This is a genomic window from Glycomyces paridis (assembly GCF_004912155.1).
GTDB lineage: Bacteria > Actinomycetota > Actinomycetes > Mycobacteriales > Micromonosporaceae > Glycomyces > Glycomyces paridis.
On sequence record NZ_STGX01000005.1, the window covers coordinates 67,063 to 89,907 of the forward strand.

Here is a 22,845-nt window from a genome sequence, read left to right on the forward strand (position 1 = left end):
AGTCAACGGCAGCGGGCCCGGAATTTTCGGGGCCGCCGCCGGCCGCCCCGAATCCCCTGCAGCACAACCGGTTCGATGCAGACAAGTCACTGAGAAGTGGAGAACCCCATGCAGCACCCTCCCCCGCTGCGGCTCGCCGTCGTCGGCTGCGGCGTCATCGGCCGCCTGCACGCCGAGGTCGCCGCCCACAGCCCCGACCTCGAAGTCGCCGTCCTCGTCGACCCCTCCCCCGCGGCCGCCGAAGCCGTCGCGCGCGAGCTGGAAGCGCTCGGCGCCCCGGCGCCGCGCGTCCACGCCTCCCTCACCGAGGCGCTCGCGGGCGGCGGCGTCGACGTCGTCGCCGTCTGCACCCTCAGCGGGACGCACGCCTCGCTCGGCCTCGAAGCGCTCGAAGCGGGCGCCCACGTGGTCATCGAGAAGCCCCTCGACGTCGACACCGCCGCCGCACGGCGCCTGCGCGAGGCCACCGCCGAGCGGCCCGGGCAGGTCGTCGCCGTCGTCTCCCAGCACCGCCACGACCGGTCGGCGCAGGTGGTGAAGCGCGCACTCGACGCGGGGCGCCTGGGCCGGATCACCTCGGCGACGGCGAACATCGACTGGTTCCGCACGCAGGCGTACTACGACTCGGCCGCCTGGCGCGGCACCTGGGCGCTCGACGGCGGCGGGGCCCTGATGAACCAGGGCGTGCACACGCTCGACCTGCTGCTGTGGTTCCTCGGCGCACCCGTGGAGGTCGTCGCCCGCACCGCGCGGCTCGCCCACGAGCGCATCGAGGTCGAGGACGTGGCCGTCGCGATCCTGACGTTCGCGGACGGCGCCTTGGCGACCCTCCACGCCTCCACCGCGGCGTACCCCGATCTCGGTGTGCGCCTTCAGGTCCACGGCATCGACGGCTCGGCGGTCATCGCACGGGACGAGCTGACGTTCTTCCACGCCAGGGACGCCGAGGGCGAGGCGGACCAGGCCGCACGGGAGCTCGCCGCGTACCCGGCCCCCGAACCCGGCTACTCGAACCCGCACTTGGCACAGTGGACGGACATCGTCGCGGCGATCCGCGAAGGCCGCCGACCGTCGGTGGACCTGGACGCGGGCTTCCTCGCCCTCGCCACCGTACGGGCCGTGTACCTCTCGGCGACCCTCGGCGAGCCGATACGCGTCGCCGACGTGCTGGAGGGGAAGTACGACGGGCGGCCGACGGCCACCGGGTCCGCCGCCGGGGACTGAACCGCGGCCGCGGGCGCGGCGGCGTTGGTACAGTGGCGTTCTCGCCGAACGACCGGAGCCGCCGATGCCCGCCCCCTCGAAGACCTGTTAGCGCCGTGGACGACCGGCGGCTGGTGAAGGTCTCGAAGTACCTCTCGCGGCATCTGCGGCACGACCCGGGGCGGTTGGGGATCGTGCTCGACGATCAGGGCTGGGTCGAGGTCGCGGTGCTGCTCGAGGCGCTCAGTGAACGCGGGTTCGCCCTCACACCGGAGGAGCTGGAGGAGGTCGTCGCCCGCAACGACAAGCAGCGGTTCGCCATGCGGGACGGCCGGATTCGGGCGAGCCAGGGGCACACGGTCGCGGTCGACCTGGGCCTGGAGGCCAGCGATCCCCCGCCGGTGCTGTTCCACGGCACCACCGGCGGCTCGCTCGCGGCGATCAAGGCCGAGGGGCTGCGGCCGATGGACCGGCACGACGTGCACCTCTCCCCCGACCGAGAGACGGCGACGCGCGTCGGCGCCCGCCGGGGCGCGCCCGTGGTGCTCGCCGTCGACGCCGCACGCATGGCCGAACGCGGGCACGAGTTCCGCCGCTCCGAGAACGGCGTCTGGCTCACCGAGGCCGTGCCCGCCTGGGCGATCATGTTCCCCGAGCGCTGAACCGCCGTTCCGCGGTCGGTCGCTTCGAATGAAATTTATTCTCACGAAGTGTTGACTTGGTGCGACGATCATCGTAATTTTCTTCATAAGGAAGATTTACTGAAAGGAATTTCCAGTGGCGACGACGGTGCGGAACCAGGGCGTGGTCGGTCGACTTCGCACGGAGTTGGAGACGCTTCCCGATGCCCTGCAACGGGTCGCGTTGCAGATCCTGGAGGACCCCGACGGGGCCGCGCGGGCGTCCATCGCGGACCTCGCCGAGCGCGCCGGGACCTCGACGGCCACCGTGACGCGGTTCTGCCGGGTGCTCGGGTTCTCCGGGTACGCCGCCCTGCGGGTCGCGCTCGCCGCCGAGGGCGGCCGCGCCGAGCAGGCGCGGTGGGAGACCGACATCGACCGCGAGATCGAGCCGGGCGATCCGCTCGACCGCGTGCTCGGGATCGTCGCCAGCGCCGACGCGCGGGCGATCCAGGAGACGGCGTCCCGTGTGGACCTCGAACGGATCGAGCGCGTGGCCGCGGCGGTGGCCGAGGCCGGGCGGGTCGAACTCGTCGGGCTCGGCAGCTCCGGCACGGCCGCGAGGGAGCTGGCGTTCCGCCTGGAGCGCATCAGGGTCCCGTGCTGGTTCCGGCCCGACACGCACACCGCGCTCACGAACGCGGCGCTGCTGCGGCCGGGCGACGTGGCGATCGGGCTCTCGCACAGCGGGCGCACCCGCGAGGTCGTGGAGGTGCTCGCCGAGGCCCGCGAGCAGGGCGCGCTCACGGTGGCCGTGACCTCCTTCGACCGCTCGCCGATGGCGCAGGCCGCCGACGTGGTGCTCACGACGGCGGTGCACGAGACGACGTTCCGCCTCGCGGCGCTCTCGGCGCTGCACTCGCAACTGCTGGTGCTCGACCTCATCTACGTGGCCGTCGCGCAGCGCACCTACGAGCGCACCACCGAGGCGTTCGAGGTGACCGCGAGGGCCGTGAGCGCCCACCGGTTCGCCGACGAGGCGAACCGCAACCGCCGCAACCGTTCCCAGGAGGACCAGTGACCGATCAGAGCACCCGCATCACCGGCCGGGCCTATCTCGACCTCGTGAGCGAGACGATCCGCCGGGTGGGGGAATCGCAGGCCGGGGCCGTGAGCGAGGCCGCCGGACTCATCGCCGAGTCGATCGCGGCCGGCGGGGTCCTCCAGGCCTTCGGGTCGGGGCACTCCGAGGCGCTGGCGATGGAGCTCGCGGGCCGGGCCGGGGGGCTCGTGCCCTCCAACAAGATCGCGCTGCGGGACCTCGTGCTCGTGGGCGGTCGTCCACTGGAGACGCTCGCGGACCCGTTCCTGGAGCGCAACACCGACATCGCGCACCAGTTGCTGGAGACGGTGGCGGCCGAGCCGGGGGACGTGTTCGCGATCGCCTCGAACTCCGGCATCAACGGCGTCGTGGTCGAGCTCGCGCTCCTGGTGAAGGAGCGGGGCCATCCACTGATCGCCTTCACGTCCGCCGAGCACGGCGCCCGGACGCCCTCGCGCCATCCTTCAGGAAAGCGCCTGGGCGAGATCGCGGACGTGGCGCTCGACAACGGCGCCCCGTACGGCGACGCGGCGATGCCGCTGCCGGGCGGCGGCGCGGTCGGCGCGGTCTCGTCGGTGACCTCCGCGGTGCTCGCCCAGATGATCGTGGGCGAGGCCGTGCAGCGCCTCGTGGACGCCGGGCACGCCCCGCCGGTCTACCTGTCCGCCAACATCCCCGGCGGCGACGAGCACAACCTCGCCCTGGAGGCGAAGTACGCCGGGCGCATCCGGCGCTCCGCCTGATGCACCCCTCTCGAACCCGTCCCCTCTGAACAGCAGAAAGGCCCCTCATGAACGTCCAGTCCTCCCGTCGTACCCTCCTACGAGCCTCCACAATGGCCGGTGCGGCGGCCGTCCTCTCCGGCTGCGTCACCGCCGGCGGCGACGACCCCGCCGAGCAGGCGACCGGCGCCGTCACCGAGGACAACCCGCTCGGCGTCCCCGAAGGCGCCGACCTCGAAGTCGTCATGTTCGACGGCGGCTACGGCCAGGAGTACACGCAGCACGCGGTGACCCTCTACGAGGAGCGCCACCCCGACGCCACCGTGACCCACGAGGGCCTCCAGAAGGTCGGCGAAGTCCTCCAGCCGCGCTTCGTGTCCGGCGAGCCGCCGGACGTCGTGGACAACACCGGCGCCGGGCGCCTCGACATCGCCGCGCTCGCCGAGGCCGGTCAGCTCACCGACCTCGCCGAACTCCTCGACGCGCCGAGCCTCGACGACCCCGCCGTCAAGGTCCGCGACCTGCTGCTGCCGGGCGTGGTCGCGGACGGCACCCTCGACGGCACGCCGTACTTCCTCAACTACTCCTATGTGGCCTGGGGGATCTGGTACTCCCGCAGCCTCTTCGAGTCCAAGGGCTGGACCGTCCCCGAGACGTGGGACGACATGCTGGCCCTGTGCGGGGAGATCAAGGACGCCGGGATCGCGCCGTGGACCTGGCAGGGCAAGTTCCCCGAGTACATGATGGACCCGCTCCAGTCCCTCGCCGCCAAGGCGGGCGGCCTCGACCTGGTGTACGCCGTCGACAACCTCGAAGCCGACGCCTGGCGCCAGGACGGGATGCTCGCCGCCGCCGACGCGATCCACCGGTTGGTGACCGGCGGCCACATCCTCGAAGGCTCCGAGGGGCTGTCGCACACCGAGGCCCAGAACGCCTGGTGCAACGGCGAGGCCGCGTTCCTGCCGTGCGGGTCGTGGATCGAGGGCGAGCAGCAGGGCGTCACGCCCGAGGGCTTCGACATGGCGATGGCCGCCGTCCCCGCGCTGAGCGGCGCCGACGCGCTGCCGTACGGGGCGGTCCAAGGCTCCAGCAGCGAGTCCTTCCTCGTCCCGGCCCAGGCCGCGAACCCCCGCGGCGGCCTCGAATACCTCCGGTGCCTGTTCTCCGGCGAGGTCGCGCGCGGCTTCGCCGAATCGGCCAAGGCCATGCCGGTCGTCAAGGGCGCCACCGAAGGGCTCGAACTGTCCTCGGGCCTCGCCTCGGTCGCCGCCGCACTGGAGGCCGCGGGCGACGGCGTCTTCGGGTACAAGTACCGCACCTGGTACCCCGAGCTCGCGGTCGAGGTGGACACCGCCACCGGCGAGCTCCTCGCCGGTCGCACCGACCCCGAGCAGTGGTCCGACCGGATCCAGGCCGCCGCCGACGCCGTGGCCGCGGACGACTCCGTCGCCAAGTACGAGCGCTAGATCCGCAGGGGAGGCCGAGCCATGCGACACGGCAAGTACCGGTTTCTGATCGGGGCGCTCGCGCCGCCCCTGCTCCTCTACGGCGTCTTCGTCGTCTCGCCCTACGCCCAGGCGTTCTCCCTCGCCCTCACCGACTGGGACGGGCTGTCGGCCGAGGCCGGCTTCGTGGGCCTGTCCAACTTCGCGGACCTGTGGGGCGACAAGCTGTTCCTCGCGGCCCTGCGCAACAACGGGTTCATGATCCTCGTCGTCCCGACCGCCACGATCGCGCTCGCGCTGTTCTTCTCCGCGTGCCTGACCCTCGGCGGCGGGACGCGAAGGCGCGGCGTGCGCGGCTCGGGCCTGTACCGGATCGTGTACTTCTTCCCGCAGCTCTTGTCCGTGGCGATCCTCGGCGTGCTGTTCCAGTTCGTGTACACGCCGGGCAACGGGCTCCTCAACGGACTCCTCGGCGCGGTCGGGCTCGGCGGCCTCGAACGCGCCTGGCTCGCCGACCCCGCGAGCGCGCTGCCCGCCGTCACCGCCGTCATGATCTGGTCGGCCGTCGGCTTCTACGTCGTGCTCTTCACCGCCGCAATGGAATCGGTGCCGGTCGACGTGGTGGAGGCCGCCGTGCTCGACGGCGCCGGGCGGTTCACGGTGTTCCGGCGCATCACGCTCCCGCTCGTCTGGGACAGCGTCCAGGTCGCCTATGTCTACCTGGGCATCCTCGCCCTCGACGGGTTCGCGCTCGTCCAGATCATGACCGTCGGCCCCGGCGGGCCCGACAACGCCACCGAGGTCATCGGCCTCACCCTCTACCGCTCCGCGTTCACGTACGGCGAGTTCGGCTACGCCTCGGCCATGGGCGTGACCCTGTTCTTCATCACCCTGACCCTCACCGCGCTCGCCTTGCGCGCCACCAAGAGAGAGCGGGTGGAACTCGCATGAAGCGCATCTCCGGCGGCGTCCTCCACCTCGTCCTCATCGTCTGGGCCGCGCTGGTCACCCTCCCGCTCCTGTGGGCAGTGGTCTCCTCGCTCAAGACCGACGCCGAGATCTTCGCGAGCCCCTGGTCCCTGCCCGATGCGCCGCAGTGGGGCAACTGGGCCCGCGCGTGGCAGGAGGCCGCGATCGGCCGCTACCTGCTCAACACGCTCATCGTGGTCGGGGGCGCGCTGGTCCTGGTGATGCTCCTGGGCGCCCTCACCGCGTACTGCCTGGCCCGCTACGACTTCCCCGGCAACCGGCTCGTGTACTACCTGCTCGTCGCCGGGATGCTCTTCCCGGTGTTCCTCGCGCTCGTGCCGCTCTTCTTCGTGGTCGACCAGCTGGGGATGCTCGGGACCTACCACGGGCTCATCCTCGTGTACGCCGCCTACGCGCTGCCGTTCACCGTGTTCTTCCTGCACGCCTTCTTCCGCTCGCTGCCCTCGGCCACCGCCGAGGCCGCGTTCATCGACGGGTGCTCCCATGCGGGCGTGTTCTTCCGCGTCATGCTCCCGATGGCGCGGCCCGGCATGGTGAGCGTCGGCATCTTCAACTTCCTCGGCCTGTGGAACCAGTACCTGCTGCCGCTCGTGCTCAATCCCGACCCCGACCGCTACGTCCTCGCGCAGGGCCTCGCCGCCCTCGCCGTGAGCCAGGGCTACCGCAGCGACTTCTCCGGCCTGTTCGCCGGGCTCGTCATCGCGATCCTCCCGGTCCTCCTGGCCTACCTCCTGTTCCAACGGCAGATCCGCTCCGGCCTCACCGCCGGCGCGGTCCGCTGACCCGTCCGAACCCCGTCCATCCGATCAGAGTTCAACCGGAAAGGGAGCTCGACATGACCACCATCCGCACTCCACGACGGCGCCTCGCGGGCGTCGCGGCGGCCATCCTCGCCGTCGCCGCCGCGGGCCTCGCCACCGCGCACGCCGAACCCGACGCGGGCGCCGCCGAACCGGCCGCCTGCGACGGCGTCCTCTTCGACGACTTCGCCTACGACTCGTCCTCCGACCCCGACATCGCCGCCCGCGGCTGGACCGTCCGCACCAACGCCGGCGGACCCGGCGTCCCCGGCGCGGCCTGGCCCGCGGGCAACGTCTCGTTCCCGACCGTCGACGGCGCCACGTCGCTCCAGCTGCGCGCCGCCACCGACGGCACCGGCGGCGGCACCAGCCACGCCGAATTCCTCCACCAGCGCAAGTTCTTCGAGGGCACCTACGCCGCCCGCGTCAAGTTCGCCGACGCGCCCGTCAGCGGCACCGACGGCGACCACCTCGTGGAGACCTTCTTCACCATCACCCCGCTCGACGCGCCGCTCGACCCCGACTACGGCGAGATCGACTTCGAGTACCTGCCCAACGGCGGCTGGGGCGAGACCGGCCCGATCTTCTACCAGACCACCTGGGAGACCTACCAGAACGAGCCCTGGATCGCCGACAACACCCACACCTCCCAGCGCGAGAGCTTCGACGGCTGGCACGACCTCGTCTTCACCGTCTCAGGCGGCCACGTCAAGTACTACGTGGACGGCACGCTCGTCGCCGACCACTCCGGGAAGTACTACCCGGAGACCCCCATGTCCGTCAACTTCAACCTGTGGTTCATCGACACCGCGGCCCACGCGGGCGGCACCAGCGTCTACCACCAGCAGGTCGACTACTTCATGCACAGCGTCGGCGAGGTCCTCAGCCCCGCCGAGGTGAACGCCCGCGTCGCCGGCTACCGCGCCGACGGCACCGAGCACACCGACACCGTGGGCACCGGCGGCGGCGAATGCCCCACCGTCGGGCCCACCGACCCGACCGACCCGCCCACGACCGAGGAGCCCACCGACCCGCCGACCGGCGGCGCCGACTGTGCCACCGCCGTCGACTGGGCCTTCGGATCGGTCTACACCGCGGGGAACACCGTCGTCCACGAGCGCAGTGCGAACGGCGACCCGGGCGGCCCGAAGTCCGGCGACGGCGAGCACTTGTGGCGCGCCAACTGGTGGACGCAGGGCTCGGAGCCGGGCTGGACGCCGCAGTGGACCGACCTGGGGTCATGCTGATCCCATGAGACTGGTACTCGGCCTGGACGTCGGGGGGACCTCCTCCCGCGCGGTCACGACCACCCTCGACGGCGAGATCGTCGGACGGGGACGCGCCGGCGGCGGCAACCCGCTGGCCGTCCCGCCCGAACTCGCCGCCGCGGAGGTCGCCCGCGCCCTCCGGGGCGCCCTGGCCGGCACCGATCCGTCCGATGTGGAAGCCGCCGTCCTCGGCCTCGCCGGGGTCGGCGGCTTCGACCGGCCCGAGACCGCGGCGGCGTTCCGGCGCGCCTGGGACGCCGCCGGACTCCGCTGCGAGGTCAGGGCGGTGGGGGACGCGCAGGTCGCGTTCGCTTCGGGTACAACGGAACCGCTCGGCACGGTCCTCATCGCGGGCACCGGCTCGGCGGCGGCCCGCGTCGACGGCGACCGCCTCACCCGCGTCGGCGACGGCCTCGGCTGGCTCCTCGGCGACCGCGGCTCCGGCTTCTGGATCGGCCGCCGCGCCGCCGCCGACACCGCCGCGCGCCTCCAGGCGCGACTGCCCCACACCGGCCTCACCGCCCTCGTGGCGGCCGCGGTCGGCGAACACGGATCACCTACGGCGGGAACGGATTCGGACGCGTTCGTGTCGGCCGTCCACAGCAGGCCGCCCCGCGGCCTCGACCGCCTCGCCCCTCTCGTCACCGAAGCGGCCGCCGCCGGTGACGCGCACGCCCTGGCGATCCTCGACGAGGCCGCCGCCCACCTTGCCGCGGCCGTCGCCCTCGTCCGCGACCCCGGCGAGCGCACCCCGATCGTCCTGTCCGGCAGCGTCCTCCGCGAATCCGCCCCGGTCCGCGACGGCGTCCGGACACGCCTCGCCGAGGCCTGGCCCGACGCGACGGTGACGGCGGCGGGCCCGGCCGAGATCGGCGCGGCCCAGCTCGCCATCCGCTCGCTCGCGCGGTAGGGGCTTGCGGGGCGCGGCGCAGCCATTCTACTATTCTGCTAGTAGTTAAGTAGAAGTAGCGGTCACGCACGAGGAGCGCCATGATCGAGTTCCGCCTGGACCGGGGTTCCGGCGTCACGCCGTACCTCCAGCTCATCCGCCAGGTCCGCCAGGCGGTCCGGCTCGGCCGCCTGCGCGAGGGCGACCGGCTCCCGCCGGCCCGCGAGGTCGTCGCCGCGCTCGGCATCAACCCGAACACCGTCCACAAGGCCTACCGCGAACTGGAGCACGACGGCCTGGTCCGCTCGCGCCCCGGCGTCGGCACCTTCGTCACCGCCGGGGCCGCCGCGTCCGACGCCGCGCAGGACCCCGGCGTCCGGTCGGGCCTGACCGACTGGGTCGAGGCGGCCGAGCGGGCGGGGCTCGACCACGAGGACATGCGCGCGGTCTTCGACAGCGTCCTGGCCGAACGGGATGCGGCCCGAACCGGAAGCGGCCGAACGTGAACGCGCTCGAAACCGTCGCGTTGAGCAGGCGGCGGCGCCGGGTCTGGGCCCTGCGCGACTGCGACCTCGCCGTCCCCGAAGGCGCCGTGACGGCGCTCGTCGGCGCGAACGGCGCGGGCAAGACCACGCTGCTCCACGTCGCCGTCGGGCTCCTCGCCCCGACTGACGGCGAGATCCTCGTCTTCGGCCGCCCCTCGGGCCGCCGCGGCGCCGACCTCGCCAGGGTCGCGTTCGTCGCGCAGGAGAAGCCGCTGTTCGGCTCCTTCACCGTCGCCGAGATGCTCCGCTTCGCGAACGCGACCAACCCCGGGTTCGACCTCGCCGCCGCCCGCGCCCGGATCGCCGAGGCCGACATCGACCCGCGGCGGCGCGCCGCGCGGCTCTCCGGCGGCCAGCGCACCCTCGTCGCCCTGGCGCTGGCGCTCGGCAAGCGGGCCGGGCTGCTGCTGCTCGACGAGCCGCTGGCCGAACTCGATCCCCTGGCGCGCCTTCAGGTCAGGGGCGCGCTCATGGCCGCGGTCGCCGAGACCGGCGCGACCGTGGTGCTCTCTTCCCACGACCTGGCCGAACTCGCCGAGACCTGCGACCACCTGGTGCTGCTCGACCGGGGCCGGGTGCGGCTGGCGGGCGAGGTCGAGGCGCTGCGCGACCGCCACCGCGTGATCACCGGTCCCGGCGAGGCCGCCGCGGACGTGCGCGAACTCGCCGACGTCGTGCACCAGAGCGGCACCGAGCGGCAGACGACCGCGCTCATCCGCACGCACCTGCCGGACCTGCCGCTCGGGGAGCGGCCGGGGATCGAGGAGATCGTGCTCGGCTACCTGCGCCGCCCCGAGGCGCCATGATCTGGCTCGCCTGGCGCCAGCAGCGCTTCCCGCTGGTCGCGGCCGCGGTGTGGACGGCCCTCGTCGCCGCCCTCGCGGCGGCCTCGCGCACCGATCCGGAGCTGGCCCTCATCGCGCAGTTGGCCTCGGGGTACCTGACCGTGGGCGTCTGCATGTTCTGGGGCGCCCCGCTCGTCGCCCGCGAACTGGAGCACCACGCGCACCGGCTGGCGTGGACGCAGAGCCGGACCCGGGACCGGTGGCTCGCCGCGCGCCTCGCCGTCGCGGCGGCCGGGGCGACGGCCGCGGCGGGCGCCACCGCCGCGCTCATCGCGCTGGCACTGCCCGAGCAGCCCGGGCTCGACCCGATGACCTGGTACCACTATGAATCGCACGGCGTCGTGCCCTTCGCGCGGGTCCTGTTCGCCCTGGCGTTCGGGGCCGCGCTCGGCGCGCTCGTCGGCCAGACGCAGATCGCCATGGCGCTCAGCGTGCCGGTGCTCGGGCTGCTCCAGCTCGGCGGCGCCCGCGCCCTCCGCGAACGCGCCGACCTGGGGTACTGGCCGCTCCAGTGGGCCGAGAGCGGCTGGTACCTCCTGGCGGCGGCCGCCTGCGTCCTCGCCGCCTGGACCGCGGTCCGAAGACGGTCGTGAGGCCCGACGGCGGCCGGTCCGATCCGCGGCCCGGCTAGCCTGGGCCCGAGGCGAAGGCGGGGGTTCGATGGCGGGGGGTTCGATGACGGACGGATTCAAGGCGGCAGGTTTCAAAGCGGAAGGTTTCAAGGCAGAGGCGCGGGGCGGCGGGGGCGTCGAGCTGCATCTCGAACTGGGCGCGGGCGGGTCGCGGCGGGCGGCCGTTGCCGCGGCGCTGCGGGAGGCGGTGCGGAGCGGGCGGCTCGCGCCGGGGACGCGGCTGCCGCCGTACCGGACGCTGGCCGAGGACCTCGGGGTCGCGAGGAACACGGTGGCCGACGCGTACGCCGAGCTCGTCGCCGAGGGGCGGCTGACCGCGCGGCAGGGATCGGGGACCCGTGTGGCCGAACGCGTCGCGGCGAGGCCGCAGCGCGTCCCCGAGAAGGCGGCGCGAAGCGCGGCGCCGCTGCACGACCTGCGGCAGGGGCAGCCGGACGCGACGTCGTTCCCGCGCGCGGACTGGGCCGCGGCAGTGCGCCGAGCACTGGCTACTGCGCCGCACGACGCGTTCGCTCCCCCGCACCCGCAGGGCCGACCCGAGCTGCGCCGCGCGCTCGCCGAGTACCTCGCGCGGGCGCGCGGGGTGTCGGCGGCGCCGGACCGGATCGTGGTGTGCGCGGGGTTCGCGCACGGGCTGCGGCTGCTGTTCGGCGGCGGCGTGCTGGCGGGTCCGCTCGCCGTCGAGGCGTACGGGCTGCCGTTCCACCGGAGCGTGCTCGACGCCGCGGGCGTGCGCACGGTGCCGGTCGCCTTGGACGGCAAGGGGGCCCGCACGGATCTGCTCCCGGAGGGCCGGGGCGGCGCGCGGGCGGCGCTGCTCACTCCGGCGCACCAGTTCCCTACCGGCGGGCCGCTCGACCCGGCGCGGCGGGCCGCCGCGGTCGACTGGGCGCGCGGCCGGGGCGGCGTCGTGCTGGAGGACGACTACGACGGCGAGTTCCGCTACGACCGCGAACCGGTGGGCGCGGTGCAGGGCCTCGACCCCGACCACGTGGTCTACCTCGGGTCGGTGAGCAAGAGCCTGTCCCCCGCGATCCGGCTCGGCTGGATGGTCCTGCCTGCGCACCTGGTCGAGCCGGTCCTGGCGGCGAAAGGGCTGCGGGAGGCGTGGACGGGCGTGACGGACCAGCTCGCGCTCGCCTCGCTCATCGAGGCCGGGCACTACGACAGGCACCTGCGGCGCATGAGGAGGCGCTACCGCGAGCGCCGGAACCGGCTGGTCGCGGCGCTCGCCGAGCGGGCCCCGCACCTCGCCGTCACGGGCGTGGCGGCCGGACTGCACGCGGTGGTGGAGCTGCCGCCGGGCACCGAGGCCGCCACTGTGGAGGCGGCGGCGTCGGCGGGCATCGCGCTCGACGGGCTGGCGGCGTTCCGGCATCCCGAGAGCGAGCAGCCGCACCGGGACGGCCTGGTCGTCGGCTACGCCGCGCCCGCCGAGCACCGCTACGGCGCGGCGCTGGACGCGCTGTGCCGCGTCCTGCCGCCCGCCTGAGTCAGCGCTCGGCCAGCGCGGCGGTCCAGACGGGGCTCGCGAAGTAGTGGTTGTCGTACTGCTCGGAGCTGTCGCGGATGTCCTGGACGGTGGCCTCGCCGAGGTGGACGCGCTCGAGGAGGCGGTAGTAGTCGAAGCGGTGGAGGCCGGGGGTGAAGAGGACGAGCATCTCGGCCTCGGCGCCGGGCGCGGGGGCGAACGCGTGGGGGACGGTGGGCGGGACGGTGAGGAAGTCGCCCTTGCCGAGGGCCACGATCTCCTCGCCGACGAGGATGCGCATGTCGCCTTCGAGGACGAAGAAGGTCTCGGCGGCCTTGGTGTGGAAGTGGGCCGGGGCGCCGGGCGAGCCCTTGCGGAAGGTGGCCTTGTTCGCGGTGATGGCCCCGCCGGTGGCGCCGGCGTCGGCGAGGAGGGTGATGAGGCTGGTGGGTCCGTCCTGGAGGGTCTCGGCTTCGGCGGCGCGGACGAGGACGGGCTGCTGGTCGGTGCTCATTGCTGCTCCTGGGTGTGTGAGCTGTTGGTTTCGGTGGTGACACCGAATCTACCGGCGTAATAGACCATGTTTCTGGTGCAATCGACGCCTGATGCAGCGGGTCAATTCGGGTGGTGCGGGGGCGGTGGCCCGATCCGGTATGGTGGTGCCGGTTTCCAGGTCGGGGAACGGGTTTCGAGTGGTGGAGGGTGTTCTCGACATGCGCAGGTACGCGATGCTGGTCTCGCCGTCGGCGAACCGCGTCTACGCGCGGACGGCGGCGCGGATGATGCGGCACGAGTTCGGGGTCTTCCGCGAGCGCCTGCTGGAGGGCGCGGTCGAGGACGTGGAGGAGGTCGAGTTCGGCGGCGTGCCGTACCTGGTCTTCGGCGCCGAGTCGCTGAGCGGGCGCGATCTGCGGGTGCTGGCGAACCTCTCCTCGCTGTTCGCGCTGTTCGAGGTCCACGGGTCGATGCTCGAACCGGTCGCGGTGGAGCGGCTGGACCGGTACGACGACGACCTGGTGTCGATCCTCAAGTACGTGGGCAAGACGAACGAGCAGTTCACGAAGCTGCTGGTGAACGTCACGGCCGCGGCGGCGCTGACCGCGGACCGGTTCCTGGGCGACCGTCCGCGGCTCCTGGACCCGCTGGCGGGCCGGGGCACGACGTTGAACCAGGCGGCGATGTACGGCTGGGACGGCTACGGGGTGGAGATCGACGGGACCGACTTCGACGCGTACGCGGTGTTCTTGGAGCGGTGGCTCAAGGGGAAGTTCATCAAGCACAAGGTCACGAAGAGCCGCGTCAAGCGCGAGGGCCGGTCGGTGGGCCGGCGGATGCTGGCCGAGTTCGCCGCGACGAAGGAGGCGTTCCGGGCCGGGGACGTGCAGACCGTCGAGCTGGTCGGCGCGGACACGACGCGCAGCGGCGAGGTCTACCGGAAGAACTCGTTCGACCTCATCGTGACCGACGCGCCGTACGGGGTGCAGCACGCGTCGGTGAACTCGGAGCGGGCGCTGTCGCGCAGCCCGCGGGCGCTGCTGGAGGCCGCGATCCCGGAGTGGGCGGCGCTGCTGCGCGACGGCGGGGCGATGGGGCTGTCGTGGAACACGCAGGTGCTCCCCCGCGAGGATCTGGCGTCGATCCTGGAAAACGCCGGGCTCGCGGTGCTGGACTCCGAGCCGTTCCTGGGCTTCGAGCACCGGGTGGGCCAGGCCATCGACCGCGACCTCATCGTGGCGGTCAAGCCGCGGGCGGCACGCTGAACACGCGGGAACGCTAAGTCACATGATTGATTGAATTCGGTGCGCCACCTGATAGCGTCGGTGAAACAGATGATTCACCGACCGAGAGGGGTGGGCCGTGGCCGAGGGCATGGTCAAGCGGCGCCGCGACGAGCAGGCCAGGGGGACCCGGGAGGCGCTCCTGGACGCCGCCGAGCGGCTGTTCGCCGAGCGCGGCGTGCACGCGGTGTCGAACCGGCAGATCGTGGAGGCCGCGGGCCAGGGCAACACGGCCGCCGTCGGCTACCACTTCGGGTCGAAGGAGGCCCTGGTCGGGGCCATTGCGGAGCGGCATTCGGCCTCGATCGACCGGATTCGCGCCCGCCTCGTGGCGGAGGTGCGGGACGAGGACGACCTGCGGGCCTGGGTCTCGGTCGCGGTGCGGTCGGTCTCCGAGCACCTCGCGGGCCTGCCGCAGCCGTCGTGGTACGCGCGGTTCACCGCCCAGGTGGCCGCCGACCCGGCGCTCCGCGCCCTCGACGGGGACGACCCGCGCGCCGAGACGCCCTCGCTGCGGGCGCTGCGCAAGGGGATGCGCCGGTGCCTGCCGGACCTGCCGCCGGAGGTGGCCGCCGCGCGCACCGCCATGACGCGCAACCTCATCGACCAGTCTATGGCCGACCGGGAACGCGAGCTTGCCGGGAGCGGTACGGCCGCGCCGGGCGTGGACGACCTCGTGGACGCGATCGTCGCCGTCTGGCGCGCGCCCGCCGGGGCTGCGGCGGCCCCCGCGCCGAGGACCGCCCCGCCGGACCGGGAGATGCTGGAGTTCGCCCACCAGATCCGCGAGGACTTCGGGCGCTTCATGATGGAGTACCGCTTCGCCGTCGACGAGGTGCTGACGAAGGTCACGATCCTCCGCGAGGAGTTCCGGCACCTCCACCGTTACAACCCGATCGAGCACGTGACCTCGCGCCTCAAGACGCCCGAGAGCATCCTGGAGAAGGTCGCGCGCCGCGGCTACGCGCCCACGCTGCCGTCGATCCGCGCCAACGTCACCGACATCGCGGGCATCCGCATCACCTGCGCATTCATGGCCGACACCTACCGCATCCTCGACGCGCTCACCTCGCAGCACGACGTGAGGGTGGTCGCGGTGAAGGACTACATCGCCGAGCCGAAGCCCAACGGGTACAAGAGCCTCCACGCGATCATCGAGGTGCCGGTGTTCCTGTCGACGGGGGCCGTCCCGGTCATCGTGGAAGTGCAGATCCGCACGATCGCGATGGACTTCTGGGCGAGCCTGGAGCACAAGATCTTCTATAAATACGATGGAGAAGTGCCCGAGCACCTCGCGGCCGAGCTCGCGGCGGCGGCCGGGGCCGCTGAGCAGCTCGACCGGCGCATGGAGCAGCTGCACGCCGAGGTCCACGGGCCCATCGACGCCTACGACGCCGAGCCGCCGTCGCTGCCGCGGCTCGACGACCAACTGCTGCAACGGCTCTGGGCGCTCAGCCTGGGCACGGAGGGTCGGCGGGACTCATAGCGGGTCGAGGGCGTCGAGGCGGCGGCGGGCCTCGGTCGCGGCGGCGGCGTGGTCGTCCATGCCGGCCCACGGGTCGGTCTTCTGGGCGAGGCGGCGGCGGATCGAGTCGGCGGTGAAGCCGTCCGGGGCCGCGCGGCCCAGCTCGCTCCAGTCCAGCGGGGTCGCGACGGCGGCGCCGGGCCGCGACCGCAGCGAGTACGGGGCGATGAAGGTCTGGGCGTGGCCGTTGCGGTTGACGTCGAGGAAGAGCCGGTCGCCGCGGCGGTTCTTGCGCTGCGCGGTCGTCAGCCGGTCGGGGTCCGCGGCGGCCAGGCGCGCGGCGAGGTCCCCGGCGAGCGCGCGCACGAACGGGAAGTCGGCGCCGCGGTCGAGCGGGGCGACCACGTGGAAGCCGCGGCCGCCGGTGGCCTGGAGGAACGGGGCGAGGCCGACCTCGGCGTAGAGGTCCCTGACGCGCCGGGCGACCGAGCGGAGCTCGGGCAGCGTGACGCCCGGGGGCGGGTCGAGGTCCACCACGAGCCGGTCGGGGTCGTCCAGGCGGTCGACCGTGGCGGTCTGGACGTGGAACTCGACGGTGGAGAGGTTCGCGAGGTACATGAGGGTCGCGGCGTCGTCGCACACGACGTACCGGTTGGAGCCCTCGCTGCGGCGGTGCGGGATCTCGGCGGTGCGGATCCAGTCGGGGAAGTGCCCGCCGGAGTCCTTCTGGAAGAAGCCCTCGTCGCCGATGCCGTGCGGGAAGCGGCGCAGCGTGAGCGCGCGCCCGGCCAGGTGCGGGACCATCGCGGCGGACACGGCGAGGTAGTGGGCGAGCAGGTCGTCCTTGGTGAGGCCGTCCTCGGGGAACAGCTCCTTGTCGAGGTGCGTGAGCGCGAGGTCGTGCCCGTCGAGGCGGATCGTCGGGGCCATGTCAGATCGCCTCCCTGACGACGTCCTCGGCCGCCTTGTCGGTGCGTTCGCCCAGGTACCTGGGGTGGCGCAGCATCCCGTCGGCGGTCCACTCGGTGAAGCCGACCTGGACTACGAGCTCGGGCTCGACCCAGTGCGGGCCGGGCTCGGCGACCGCTCCGGCGAACGGGCTCGCGTCCCGCGACAGGCCGTCGAGCCGCTCGCGCAGGCGCCGCAGGGTCCGGTCGTCGTACCCGGTGCCGACCTTCCCGGCGTACCGAAGCCGTCCGTGGTCGCGGTAGCCGAGGAGGAGCGCGCCGAAACCGGTGCGCGAGCCCTGCGGGTCGGTGTAGCCGCCGACGGCGAACTCCTGCTCGCGCACGCGCTTGAACTTGCGCCAGTCCTTGCTGCGGCCGGGGCGGTAGCGGGAGGCGGCGCGCTTGGCGATGAGGCCCTCCCAGCCGCGCTCGCAGGCCTCCTCGAACATGGCCTCGCCCTCGGCGTTGCGGTGGGCGCTGTAGCGCAGGGGGTCGCGGAAGGCGAAGGCGCGCTTGAGGAGCTGCTTGCGGTCGCGCAGCGGCAGGCCGGTGAGGTCCTCGCCGCCGTAGGAGAGGAGGTCGAAGAGGTAGTAGTGGACGGCGACGCCGGTGGCGGCGATCTCGGCGGGGTCGGTGAGGTGCAGGCGCCGTTGGAGGCGGGCGAAGCTCGTCCGCGTCCCCTCGAAGGCGACGATCTCGCCGTCGACCTCGAAACTCGGGCCGCCGAGGTCGGCGAGGGCGTCGAGGAGTTCGGGGAACGAGGCGTCGATGCGGCGGCCGGTGCGCGACCACAGGGCGAGGCCGTCGCCGTCGCGGGCGGCGAGGGCCCGCATCCCGTCGAGCTTGCGTTCGAAGATCCAGTCCGCGCTGGAGAAGCGGCGCTCGGCGGGCGTCGCGAGCATCGGCTGGCGGAAGCCGGTCACGGCCGCGCCTGCTGGTCGGGCTGGTCCACGCCCTGAGCGTATGACGCGAACGCGAGCAAAGATTACTTATCGCGCATGATCGATGGCTCCCGGTGTCATGCTGAGGTCATGCCAGGGGTGATTTGGAACGGGTCGATCGCGTTCGGGCTGGTGAGCATCCCGGTCAAGCTCCACACGGCCACGAGCAGCCACGACCCGGCGCTGCACCAGTACCACGCGGCCGACACCGGCCGAATCCGCTACTGGAAGGTCTGCGAGCTGGACGAGGAGGTCGTGCCGCCCGAGGACATCGTCAAGGGCGTCGAGGTCGACGGCGACGTGGTGCTCCTGGAGGACGACGACCTCGCGGACCTGCCCGTCAGCTCCTCCAAGACCGCCGAGGTCGTCGAGTTCGTGCCCGTCGCACAGATCGACCCGATCCACTACGAGCGGGCCTACTACGCCGAACCCGACAAGGCCGCCGGGCGCCCCTACGTGCTGCTGCGCGAGGCCCTGGAGGACTCCGGAAAGATCGCGATCGTCCGGATCACCCTGCGACGCAGAGAGACCCTCGCGGCTCTCCGCCCGCGCGGCGACCTCCTCATCGTGCACACCATGCTGTGGCCCGACGAGATCCGCGAACCGCGCTTCGCCGACGTCGGCGGCGAGGCCAAGCAGCAGGAGCTGGCGATGGCCGGCGCCCTCATCGACTCCATGACCGACGACTTCCGCCCCGAGGCCTACAGCGACGCCTACCGCGAGGCCCTCGAGAACCTCATCGAGGCCAAACGCGCCGGACGCTCGACCGCCAAGCGGCCCAAGGACGAACCCAAGGCCAAGGTCATCAACCTCATGGACGCCCTCCAACGCAGCGTCGACGCGAAGGACGGCGCCAAGACCGGACGCGGCGCGACTGAGAAGACCGCGAAGAAGGCGGCCAAGAAGTCGACCGCGAAGAAGACCGCCACCCGCAAGCGCGCCGCCAAGCAGACCGCGAAGAAGGCCGCGCGCAAACCCAAGAGCGCCTGAAACCGCCACCGCTTGTGCCGGTTTACGCGGTTTGGCGGGTTCGGGGCGGGGAATAATCACCGGATGCTGCGAAACGGAGTCGGCACCGCCTTGGGGGTCCTCCTGCTGTGCGCCGCGGGCTGCGGGACGAGCGGGCGCGAGTCCGGGGCGGAGGCCGCGGCCTCGGACTTTCTCGCCGCGGTCGACCGAGGCGACGGGGCCGCGGCGTGCGCGGCGCTCGCTCCCGATGCCGCGGAAGGGCTCGCGTCGTCGGAGGACCTGCCTTGCGCGGAGGCGTTCGCCAAGGCGGACGTGCCGGGCGGCGCGGTCGAGTCGGTCGAGGTGTGGGGCGACCGGGCGCAGGTGCGCACCGGCGCCGACGTGCTGTTCCTCGCCGAACTCGACGGCGGCTGGAAGGTGGCCGCCGCCGAATGCGAGGCCCGCGGCGACCGGCCGCACGAATGCGAGGTGGGCGCGTGAAGCGGGCGATGTTCACCGCGTACCTGGCGTTCACCCTCCTGGGGCTCGCGTACCTCGTCACCGTCGGCCTGCTGCGCCTCTGAGGAGTGGACATGAAGCGCTCGCTGCGCGACAACGGCCTGAGCATCGTCTTCGGCCTGCTGTTCCTCGCCACGCTCGTCGGCCAGGCCTTCGCGGGCCGGGCCGACCACAACGACCGGCAGCTGGTCGACGGCGGGCGCGAGCTGAGCGTGCTCCAGTACGTGGCGTCGAGCGACTTCGCCGTGGACGTCGCGGAGAACTGGCAGTCGGAGTACCTCCAGTTCTTCCTGTACGTGTTCGCGACCGTCTGGCTCGTCCAGCGCGGCTCGCCGGAGTCGAAGCTCGTGGAGAACGCGGGGCCCGAGTCGGACGAGCGGCAGAAGGTCGGGCGGTACGCCACCGCGGAGTCCCCTGCGTGGGCGCGCGCGGGCGGTTGGCGCACGGCCGTGTTCGCGCGCTCGCTGGGTCTGGTGATGGGCGTCCTGTTCGCGCTCTCGTGGCTCGCCCAGTCCGTCGCCGGGCGCAGCGCCTACAACGCCGAACGGCTCGCGCAGTTGCAGGACCCCGTGTCGTGGGCCGAGTACGCGGGCAGCGCCGAGTTCTGGAACCGGACGCTCCAGAACTGGCAGTCGGAGCTGCTGGCGATGGGCTCGATCGTGGTGCTGAGCGTGTACCTGCGCCAGCGCGGCTCGCCCGAGTCGAAGCCGGTGGGCGATCCGCACGATGTGACGCAGGAGTCCGGCTGAGGTCGGCGCGGTTCAGGCCCGTTCGGTGAGGTGGGCGGCTATCTCGTCGAGGCGGGCCGCTCGGGAGGCCTTGACGAGGACGAGGTCGCCGGGGGCGAGGCGGGCGTCGAGCCAGGTCTTGACCGCGTCGTTGCCGGTGAGGTGGACGGCGCGGTCCCCCGCGCCTCGGGCGATGGGGCGGGCGCCTTCGCCGACGGTGACGACGAGGTCGGCGCGGGCGGCGGCGCGGGCGCCGACGGCGACGTGCTCGGTCTCGGCGGCGTCGCCGAGTTCGGTCATCTCGCCGAGGACGGCGATGCGGCGACCGCCTTCGATCGCCGCGAGCGCGTCGAGGGCGGCGCGGGTCGATTCGGGGTTGGCGTTGTAGGAGTCGTCGATGACGGTGACGCCGCCTGCGAGTTCGTGGAGTTCCATGCGCCGCTTCGAGAGTGAGGCGGTGGCGAGCGCGGCGGCGGCGGTGTCGAGGGGGACGCCCGCGGCGAGGGCGGCGGCGGCCGCGGCGGCGGCGTTGAGGGCCTGGTGGGCGCCGAGGAGCGGGAGTGCGACGCGGGCTTCGGCGTCGGCGGCGCGCAGGGTGAACGAGGGGCGGCCGAGGCGGTCGAGGGTCAGATCGAGGACGCGCACGTCGGCGTGCGGGGCGCGGCCGAAGGTGAGGACCGGGCCGCCGGTGAGGCCGCGCATGGCGGCGGTGCGGGGGTCGTCGGCGTTGAGGATCGCGGTGCCGCCGGGCGCGAGGCCTTGCACGAGTTCGCCTTTGGCCTTGGCGATGTTCTCGCGGGTCTGCATGAAGGTCAGGTGCGCCTGGCCGACGTTGAGGACCACGCCGATGTCCGGCGGGGCGAGGGCTGCCAGCGCGGCGATGTCGCCGACGCGGCGCGCGCCCATTTCGAGGACGAGGTACCGGGTGGCGGTGTCGGTGCGGAGCATGGTAATCGGCGCGCCGAGCTCGTTGTTGAGCGAGCCGTGGGTGGCGACGGAGGGCGCGGCGGCGGTGAGGACGGCCGCGATGAGGTCCTTGGTGCCGGTCTTGCCTTGGGAGCCGGTCACGCCGATGACCGTGAGTCCGTTGCGGAGGCGGGCGGTGACGTGGGCGGCGAGGGTCTGGAGGGCCGCCTGGGCGTCGGGGACGACGACGGTGGGCAGGGCGGTGGGCTTGCAGCCGAGGACGGCCGCGGCTCCGGCGAGGCCTGCTTGGGCGGCGAAGTCGTGGCCGTCGGCGTGCTCGCCGGGGAAGGCGACGAAGAGGCCGCCGGGTTCGGCCAGGCGGCCGTCGAGGACGGCCGGGGCGGTGACCTCGACGGCGGGGTCGCCCGCGACGGTCCCTGCGGTGATCGCGGCGATCTCGGCGAGGCTGAGCGGGATCATGCGGCGGCTCGTTCGGTTGCGTTCATGGCGCCAGTCAACGGCGGCGGGCGTTGCGGGGGCGTATGGGAATTCGGATACGTCGGCGATAGGTCGGCATATCGTGCGCCTATCGAAAACCGCATACGCCGCGACAACACCGGCGGGGCTTGACTACCGGGCATGACTGGAGACGAACCCGCCCGCATCGCCGTCTACGGGTGCGGGCCCGACGAGGCCGGCGCGTTCCGCGCGCTGGCGGCCCGGCTCCCGGTGGCGCCGGTCCTGACCGAGGCGCCGGTGTCGGCGGCGAACGCCGCGATGGCGGCCGGGGCGCGGTGCGTGAGCGTCGGGCACCGGACCCTCGTGCCGGAGGCGACGCTGCTCGCGTTGAAGGCGGTGGGCGTGGAGTACGTGTCGACGCGGAGCGCGGGCCTCGACCATGTGGACGTGGCGTGCGCCGAGGCGCTGGGGATGCGCGTGGGGAACGTGGAGTACGCGCCCGACGGGGTCGCGGACTTCACGGTCATGCTCGTGCTCATGGCGCTGCGCGACGCGAGGTCGGCGGTGCTGCGCGCCGACGTGCACGACTATCGGCCCGCGCCCGAGCGCGGCCGTGAGCTGCGGGATCTCACCGTGGGCGTGGTCGGCACGGGCCGGATCGGCGGCGCGGTCGTCGACCGGTTGCGGGGCTTCGGGTGCCGGGTGCTGGCGTACGACCGGCGGCCCAAGGTGGACGCCGAGTACGCGGGGCTCGACCGGCTGCTGGAGGAGAGCGACGTGGTCACGCTGCACACGCCGCTCAACGAGGGCACGCGGCACCTGCTGGACCGGCGGCGGATCGGGCGGATGCGGCCCGGCGCGGTCCTGGTGAACACCGGGCGCGGCGCGCTCGTGGACACCGAGGCGCTGCTGGAGGCGCTGGAGGCCGGTCGGCTCGGCGGCGCGGCGCTCGACGTGGTGGAGGGCGAGGAGGGGGTCTTCTACGCCGACCACCGGGGCGGGAGCGTCGGCAGCGACGCGCTCGTGCGCCTCCAGAAGCTGCCGAACGTGGTGGTCACGCCGCACACCGCGTACTACACCGACCGGGCGCTGCGCGACACCGTCGCGGGCTCGGTCGCGGCATGTCTGCGTTACGAGGAGAGGGGCCAGGATGGCTAGGAAGACGATCGGAGTCCTGTTCGGAGGGTCCGCGGAGGAGCACCCCGTGTCGGTGAAGTCCGCGCGGGAGGTCGCGAGGGCCCTGGACGGCTCGCGGTACGAGGCGCGGTTCGTCGGGATCACCGAGGACGGGCGCTGGCGGCTCTGCGAAGGGCCCGAAGGGGACTGGGAGCGGGGGTCGCGGCCTGCGGTGCTCTCGCCCGACCGGCGCGTGCACGGGCTGCTGGTCCTCGACGACGGGAAGTACGAGGAGGTCCGGCTCGACGCCGTGCTGCCGGTCCTGCACGGGCGGTACGGCGAGGACGGCGCCGTGCAGGGGCTCCTGGAGCTGTCGGGCGTCCCGTACGCGGGCTGCGGCGTGGCGGCCTCGGCGCTGTGCATGGACAAGTCGCTGGCGTACCTGGTGGCGCGGAGCGCGGGGATCGCGGTGCCGGAGTTCCGGGTGGTCGCGGCGGGCGAGGAGG

The 22,845-nt window shown here is 73.1% G+C and carries 24 protein-coding genes and 1 pseudogene; 21 read left to right on the forward strand and 4 right to left on the reverse strand.

What is annotated here, in order from left to right:
- Window positions 1-108 precede the first annotated feature (108 nt).
- The 13 genes from E9998_RS08245 (at window position 109) to pdxR (ending at window position 12,553) form a co-directional block, all read left to right on the forward strand.
- The gene (locus E9998_RS08245) at window positions 109-1,224 is read left to right on the forward strand and encodes a Gfo/Idh/MocA family protein (protein WP_136529236.1); all 1,116 of its coding nucleotides are present in this window, start codon (window positions 109-111) and stop codon (window positions 1,222-1,224) included.
- 95 nt (window positions 1,225-1,319) lie between these two features.
- Entirely contained in the window at window positions 1,320-1,865 is a 546-nt protein-coding gene (locus tag E9998_RS08250) for an RNA 2'-phosphotransferase (protein WP_136529237.1), read from the forward strand.
- Between the two features lie 115 nt (window positions 1,866-1,980).
- Window positions 1,981-2,904, forward strand: coding sequence for a MurR/RpiR family transcriptional regulator (locus E9998_RS08255; RefSeq protein WP_204745324.1), 924 nt, complete (start codon window positions 1,981-1,983; stop codon window positions 2,902-2,904).
- Window positions 2,901-3,668, forward strand: a complete 768-nt coding sequence (locus E9998_RS08260; protein ID WP_240037532.1) for a sugar isomerase domain-containing protein — start codon at window positions 2,901-2,903, stop codon at window positions 3,666-3,668. The genes E9998_RS08255 and E9998_RS08260 overlap by 4 nt, the downstream gene beginning before the upstream one ends.
- 47 nt (window positions 3,669-3,715) lie before the next feature.
- Window positions 3,716-5,113, forward strand: coding sequence for an N-acetylglucosamine/diacetylchitobiose ABC transporter substrate-binding protein (gene ngcE, locus E9998_RS08265; RefSeq protein ID WP_136529238.1), 1,398 nt, complete (start codon window positions 3,716-3,718; stop codon window positions 5,111-5,113).
- A gap of 21 nt (window positions 5,114-5,134) precedes the next feature.
- Complete coding sequence (locus E9998_RS08270) at window positions 5,135-6,043, forward strand: carbohydrate ABC transporter permease (RefSeq protein ID WP_136529239.1); 909 nt, start codon at window positions 5,135-5,137, stop codon at window positions 6,041-6,043.
- Complete coding sequence (locus tag E9998_RS08275) at window positions 6,040-6,864, forward strand: carbohydrate ABC transporter permease (protein ID WP_136529240.1); 825 nt, start codon at window positions 6,040-6,042, stop codon at window positions 6,862-6,864. Before E9998_RS08270 ends, E9998_RS08275 begins: the two co-directional genes overlap by 4 nt.
- Window positions 6,865-6,917: 53 nt before the next feature.
- Window positions 6,918-8,129 carry a family 16 glycosylhydrolase gene (locus tag E9998_RS08280; RefSeq protein WP_136529241.1) on the forward strand — a complete coding sequence of 404 codons (1,212 nt, stop codon included), beginning with the start codon at window positions 6,918-6,920 and terminating at the stop codon, window positions 8,127-8,129.
- 4 nt (window positions 8,130-8,133) lie between these two features.
- The gene (locus tag E9998_RS08285) at window positions 8,134-9,060 is read left to right on the forward strand and encodes an N-acetylglucosamine kinase (RefSeq protein ID WP_136529242.1); all 927 of its coding nucleotides are present in this window, start codon (window positions 8,134-8,136) and stop codon (window positions 9,058-9,060) included.
- Between the two features lie 80 nt (window positions 9,061-9,140).
- Window positions 9,141-9,545: a GntR family transcriptional regulator gene (locus E9998_RS08290; protein ID WP_136529243.1), complete on the forward strand. Its 405-nt coding sequence runs from the start codon at window positions 9,141-9,143 to the stop codon at window positions 9,543-9,545.
- Window positions 9,542-10,390, forward strand: a complete 849-nt coding sequence (locus E9998_RS08295) for an ABC transporter ATP-binding protein (protein ID WP_136529244.1) — start codon at window positions 9,542-9,544, stop codon at window positions 10,388-10,390. Before E9998_RS08290 ends, E9998_RS08295 begins: the two co-directional genes overlap by 4 nt.
- Window positions 10,387-11,022 carry a hypothetical protein gene (locus E9998_RS08300; protein WP_136529245.1) on the forward strand — a complete coding sequence of 212 codons (636 nt, stop codon included), beginning with the start codon at window positions 10,387-10,389 and terminating at the stop codon, window positions 11,020-11,022. Before E9998_RS08295 ends, E9998_RS08300 begins: the two co-directional genes overlap by 4 nt.
- Window positions 11,023-11,104: 82 nt before the next feature.
- Window positions 11,105-12,553, forward strand: coding sequence for a MocR-like pyridoxine biosynthesis transcription factor PdxR (gene pdxR / locus E9998_RS08305; RefSeq protein WP_136529246.1), 1,449 nt, complete (start codon window positions 11,105-11,107; stop codon window positions 12,551-12,553).
- 1 nt (window position 12,554) lies between these two features.
- On the opposite strand, the gene E9998_RS08310 is transcribed toward pdxR, so the two are convergent.
- On the reverse strand, window positions 12,555-13,046 hold the full coding sequence (locus E9998_RS08310) for a cupin domain-containing protein (RefSeq protein WP_136529247.1): 492 nt from the start codon (window positions 13,044-13,046) through the stop codon (window positions 12,555-12,557).
- A gap of 199 nt (window positions 13,047-13,245) precedes the next feature.
- Here E9998_RS08310 and E9998_RS08315 point away from each other — a divergent pair, with 199 nt between their 5' ends.
- From E9998_RS08315 to E9998_RS27035, 3 genes and pseudogenes are all read left to right on the forward strand, one after another.
- Entirely contained in the window at window positions 13,246-14,292 is a 1,047-nt protein-coding gene (locus E9998_RS08315) for a TRM11 family SAM-dependent methyltransferase (RefSeq protein ID WP_136529248.1), read from the forward strand.
- Between the two features lie 109 nt (window positions 14,293-14,401).
- Window positions 14,402-14,581, forward strand: a pseudogene (locus E9998_RS27030) (TetR family transcriptional regulator); the annotation flags it as partial.
- Window positions 14,582-15,070: 489 nt separating this feature from the next.
- A complete protein-coding gene (locus E9998_RS27035) occupies window positions 15,071-15,796 on the forward strand; it encodes a GTP pyrophosphokinase (RefSeq protein WP_420842419.1) in 726 nt (241 codons plus the stop codon).
- Here the strand turns inward: E9998_RS27035 and ligD (E9998_RS08325) are convergent.
- Both ligD (E9998_RS08325) and ligD (E9998_RS08330) read right to left on the reverse strand, forming a co-directional pair.
- The gene (ligD, locus tag E9998_RS08325) at window positions 15,791-16,705 is read right to left on the reverse strand and encodes a non-homologous end-joining DNA ligase (protein ID WP_136529250.1); all 915 of its coding nucleotides are present in this window, start codon (window positions 16,703-16,705) and stop codon (window positions 15,791-15,793) included. The genes E9998_RS27035 and ligD (E9998_RS08325) overlap by 6 nt on opposite strands.
- Before the next feature lies 1 nt (window position 16,706).
- Window positions 16,707-17,624, reverse strand: coding sequence for a non-homologous end-joining DNA ligase (gene ligD, locus E9998_RS08330; RefSeq protein WP_136529409.1), 918 nt, complete (start codon window positions 17,622-17,624; stop codon window positions 16,707-16,709).
- A 129-nt stretch (window positions 17,625-17,753) separates the two neighbouring features.
- Here ligD (E9998_RS08330) and ku point away from each other — a divergent pair, with 129 nt between their 5' ends.
- From ku to E9998_RS08345, 3 genes are all read left to right on the forward strand, one after another.
- Entirely contained in the window at window positions 17,754-18,653 is a 900-nt protein-coding gene (gene ku, locus E9998_RS08335; protein WP_192907058.1) for a non-homologous end joining protein Ku, read from the forward strand.
- Window positions 18,654-18,716: 63 nt separating this feature from the next.
- Window positions 18,717-19,112: a hypothetical protein gene (locus tag E9998_RS08340; protein ID WP_136529251.1), complete on the forward strand. Its 396-nt coding sequence runs from the start codon at window positions 18,717-18,719 to the stop codon at window positions 19,110-19,112.
- 92 nt (window positions 19,113-19,204) lie between these two features.
- Window positions 19,205-19,879: a DUF6766 family protein gene (locus E9998_RS08345; protein WP_136529252.1), complete on the forward strand. Its 675-nt coding sequence runs from the start codon at window positions 19,205-19,207 to the stop codon at window positions 19,877-19,879.
- 12 nt (window positions 19,880-19,891) lie between these two features.
- On the opposite strand, the gene E9998_RS08350 is transcribed toward E9998_RS08345, so the two are convergent.
- Entirely contained in the window at window positions 19,892-21,244 is a 1,353-nt protein-coding gene (locus E9998_RS08350; RefSeq protein WP_136529253.1) for a UDP-N-acetylmuramoyl-tripeptide--D-alanyl-D-alanine ligase, read from the reverse strand.
- Between the two features lie 159 nt (window positions 21,245-21,403).
- On the opposite strand from E9998_RS08350, the gene E9998_RS08355 reads away from it, so the two are divergent.
- Both E9998_RS08355 and E9998_RS26700 read left to right on the forward strand, forming a co-directional pair.
- Window positions 21,404-22,381 (forward strand): NAD(P)-dependent oxidoreductase, encoded by a 978-nt coding sequence (locus E9998_RS08355; protein ID WP_136529254.1) that lies wholly within the window; start codon window positions 21,404-21,406, stop codon window positions 22,379-22,381.
- The coding region (locus tag E9998_RS26700) for a D-alanine--D-alanine ligase (RefSeq protein WP_476729800.1) at window positions 22,374-22,845 on the forward strand (472 nt) is incomplete at its 3' end. The genes E9998_RS08355 and E9998_RS26700, both read left to right, overlap by 8 nt.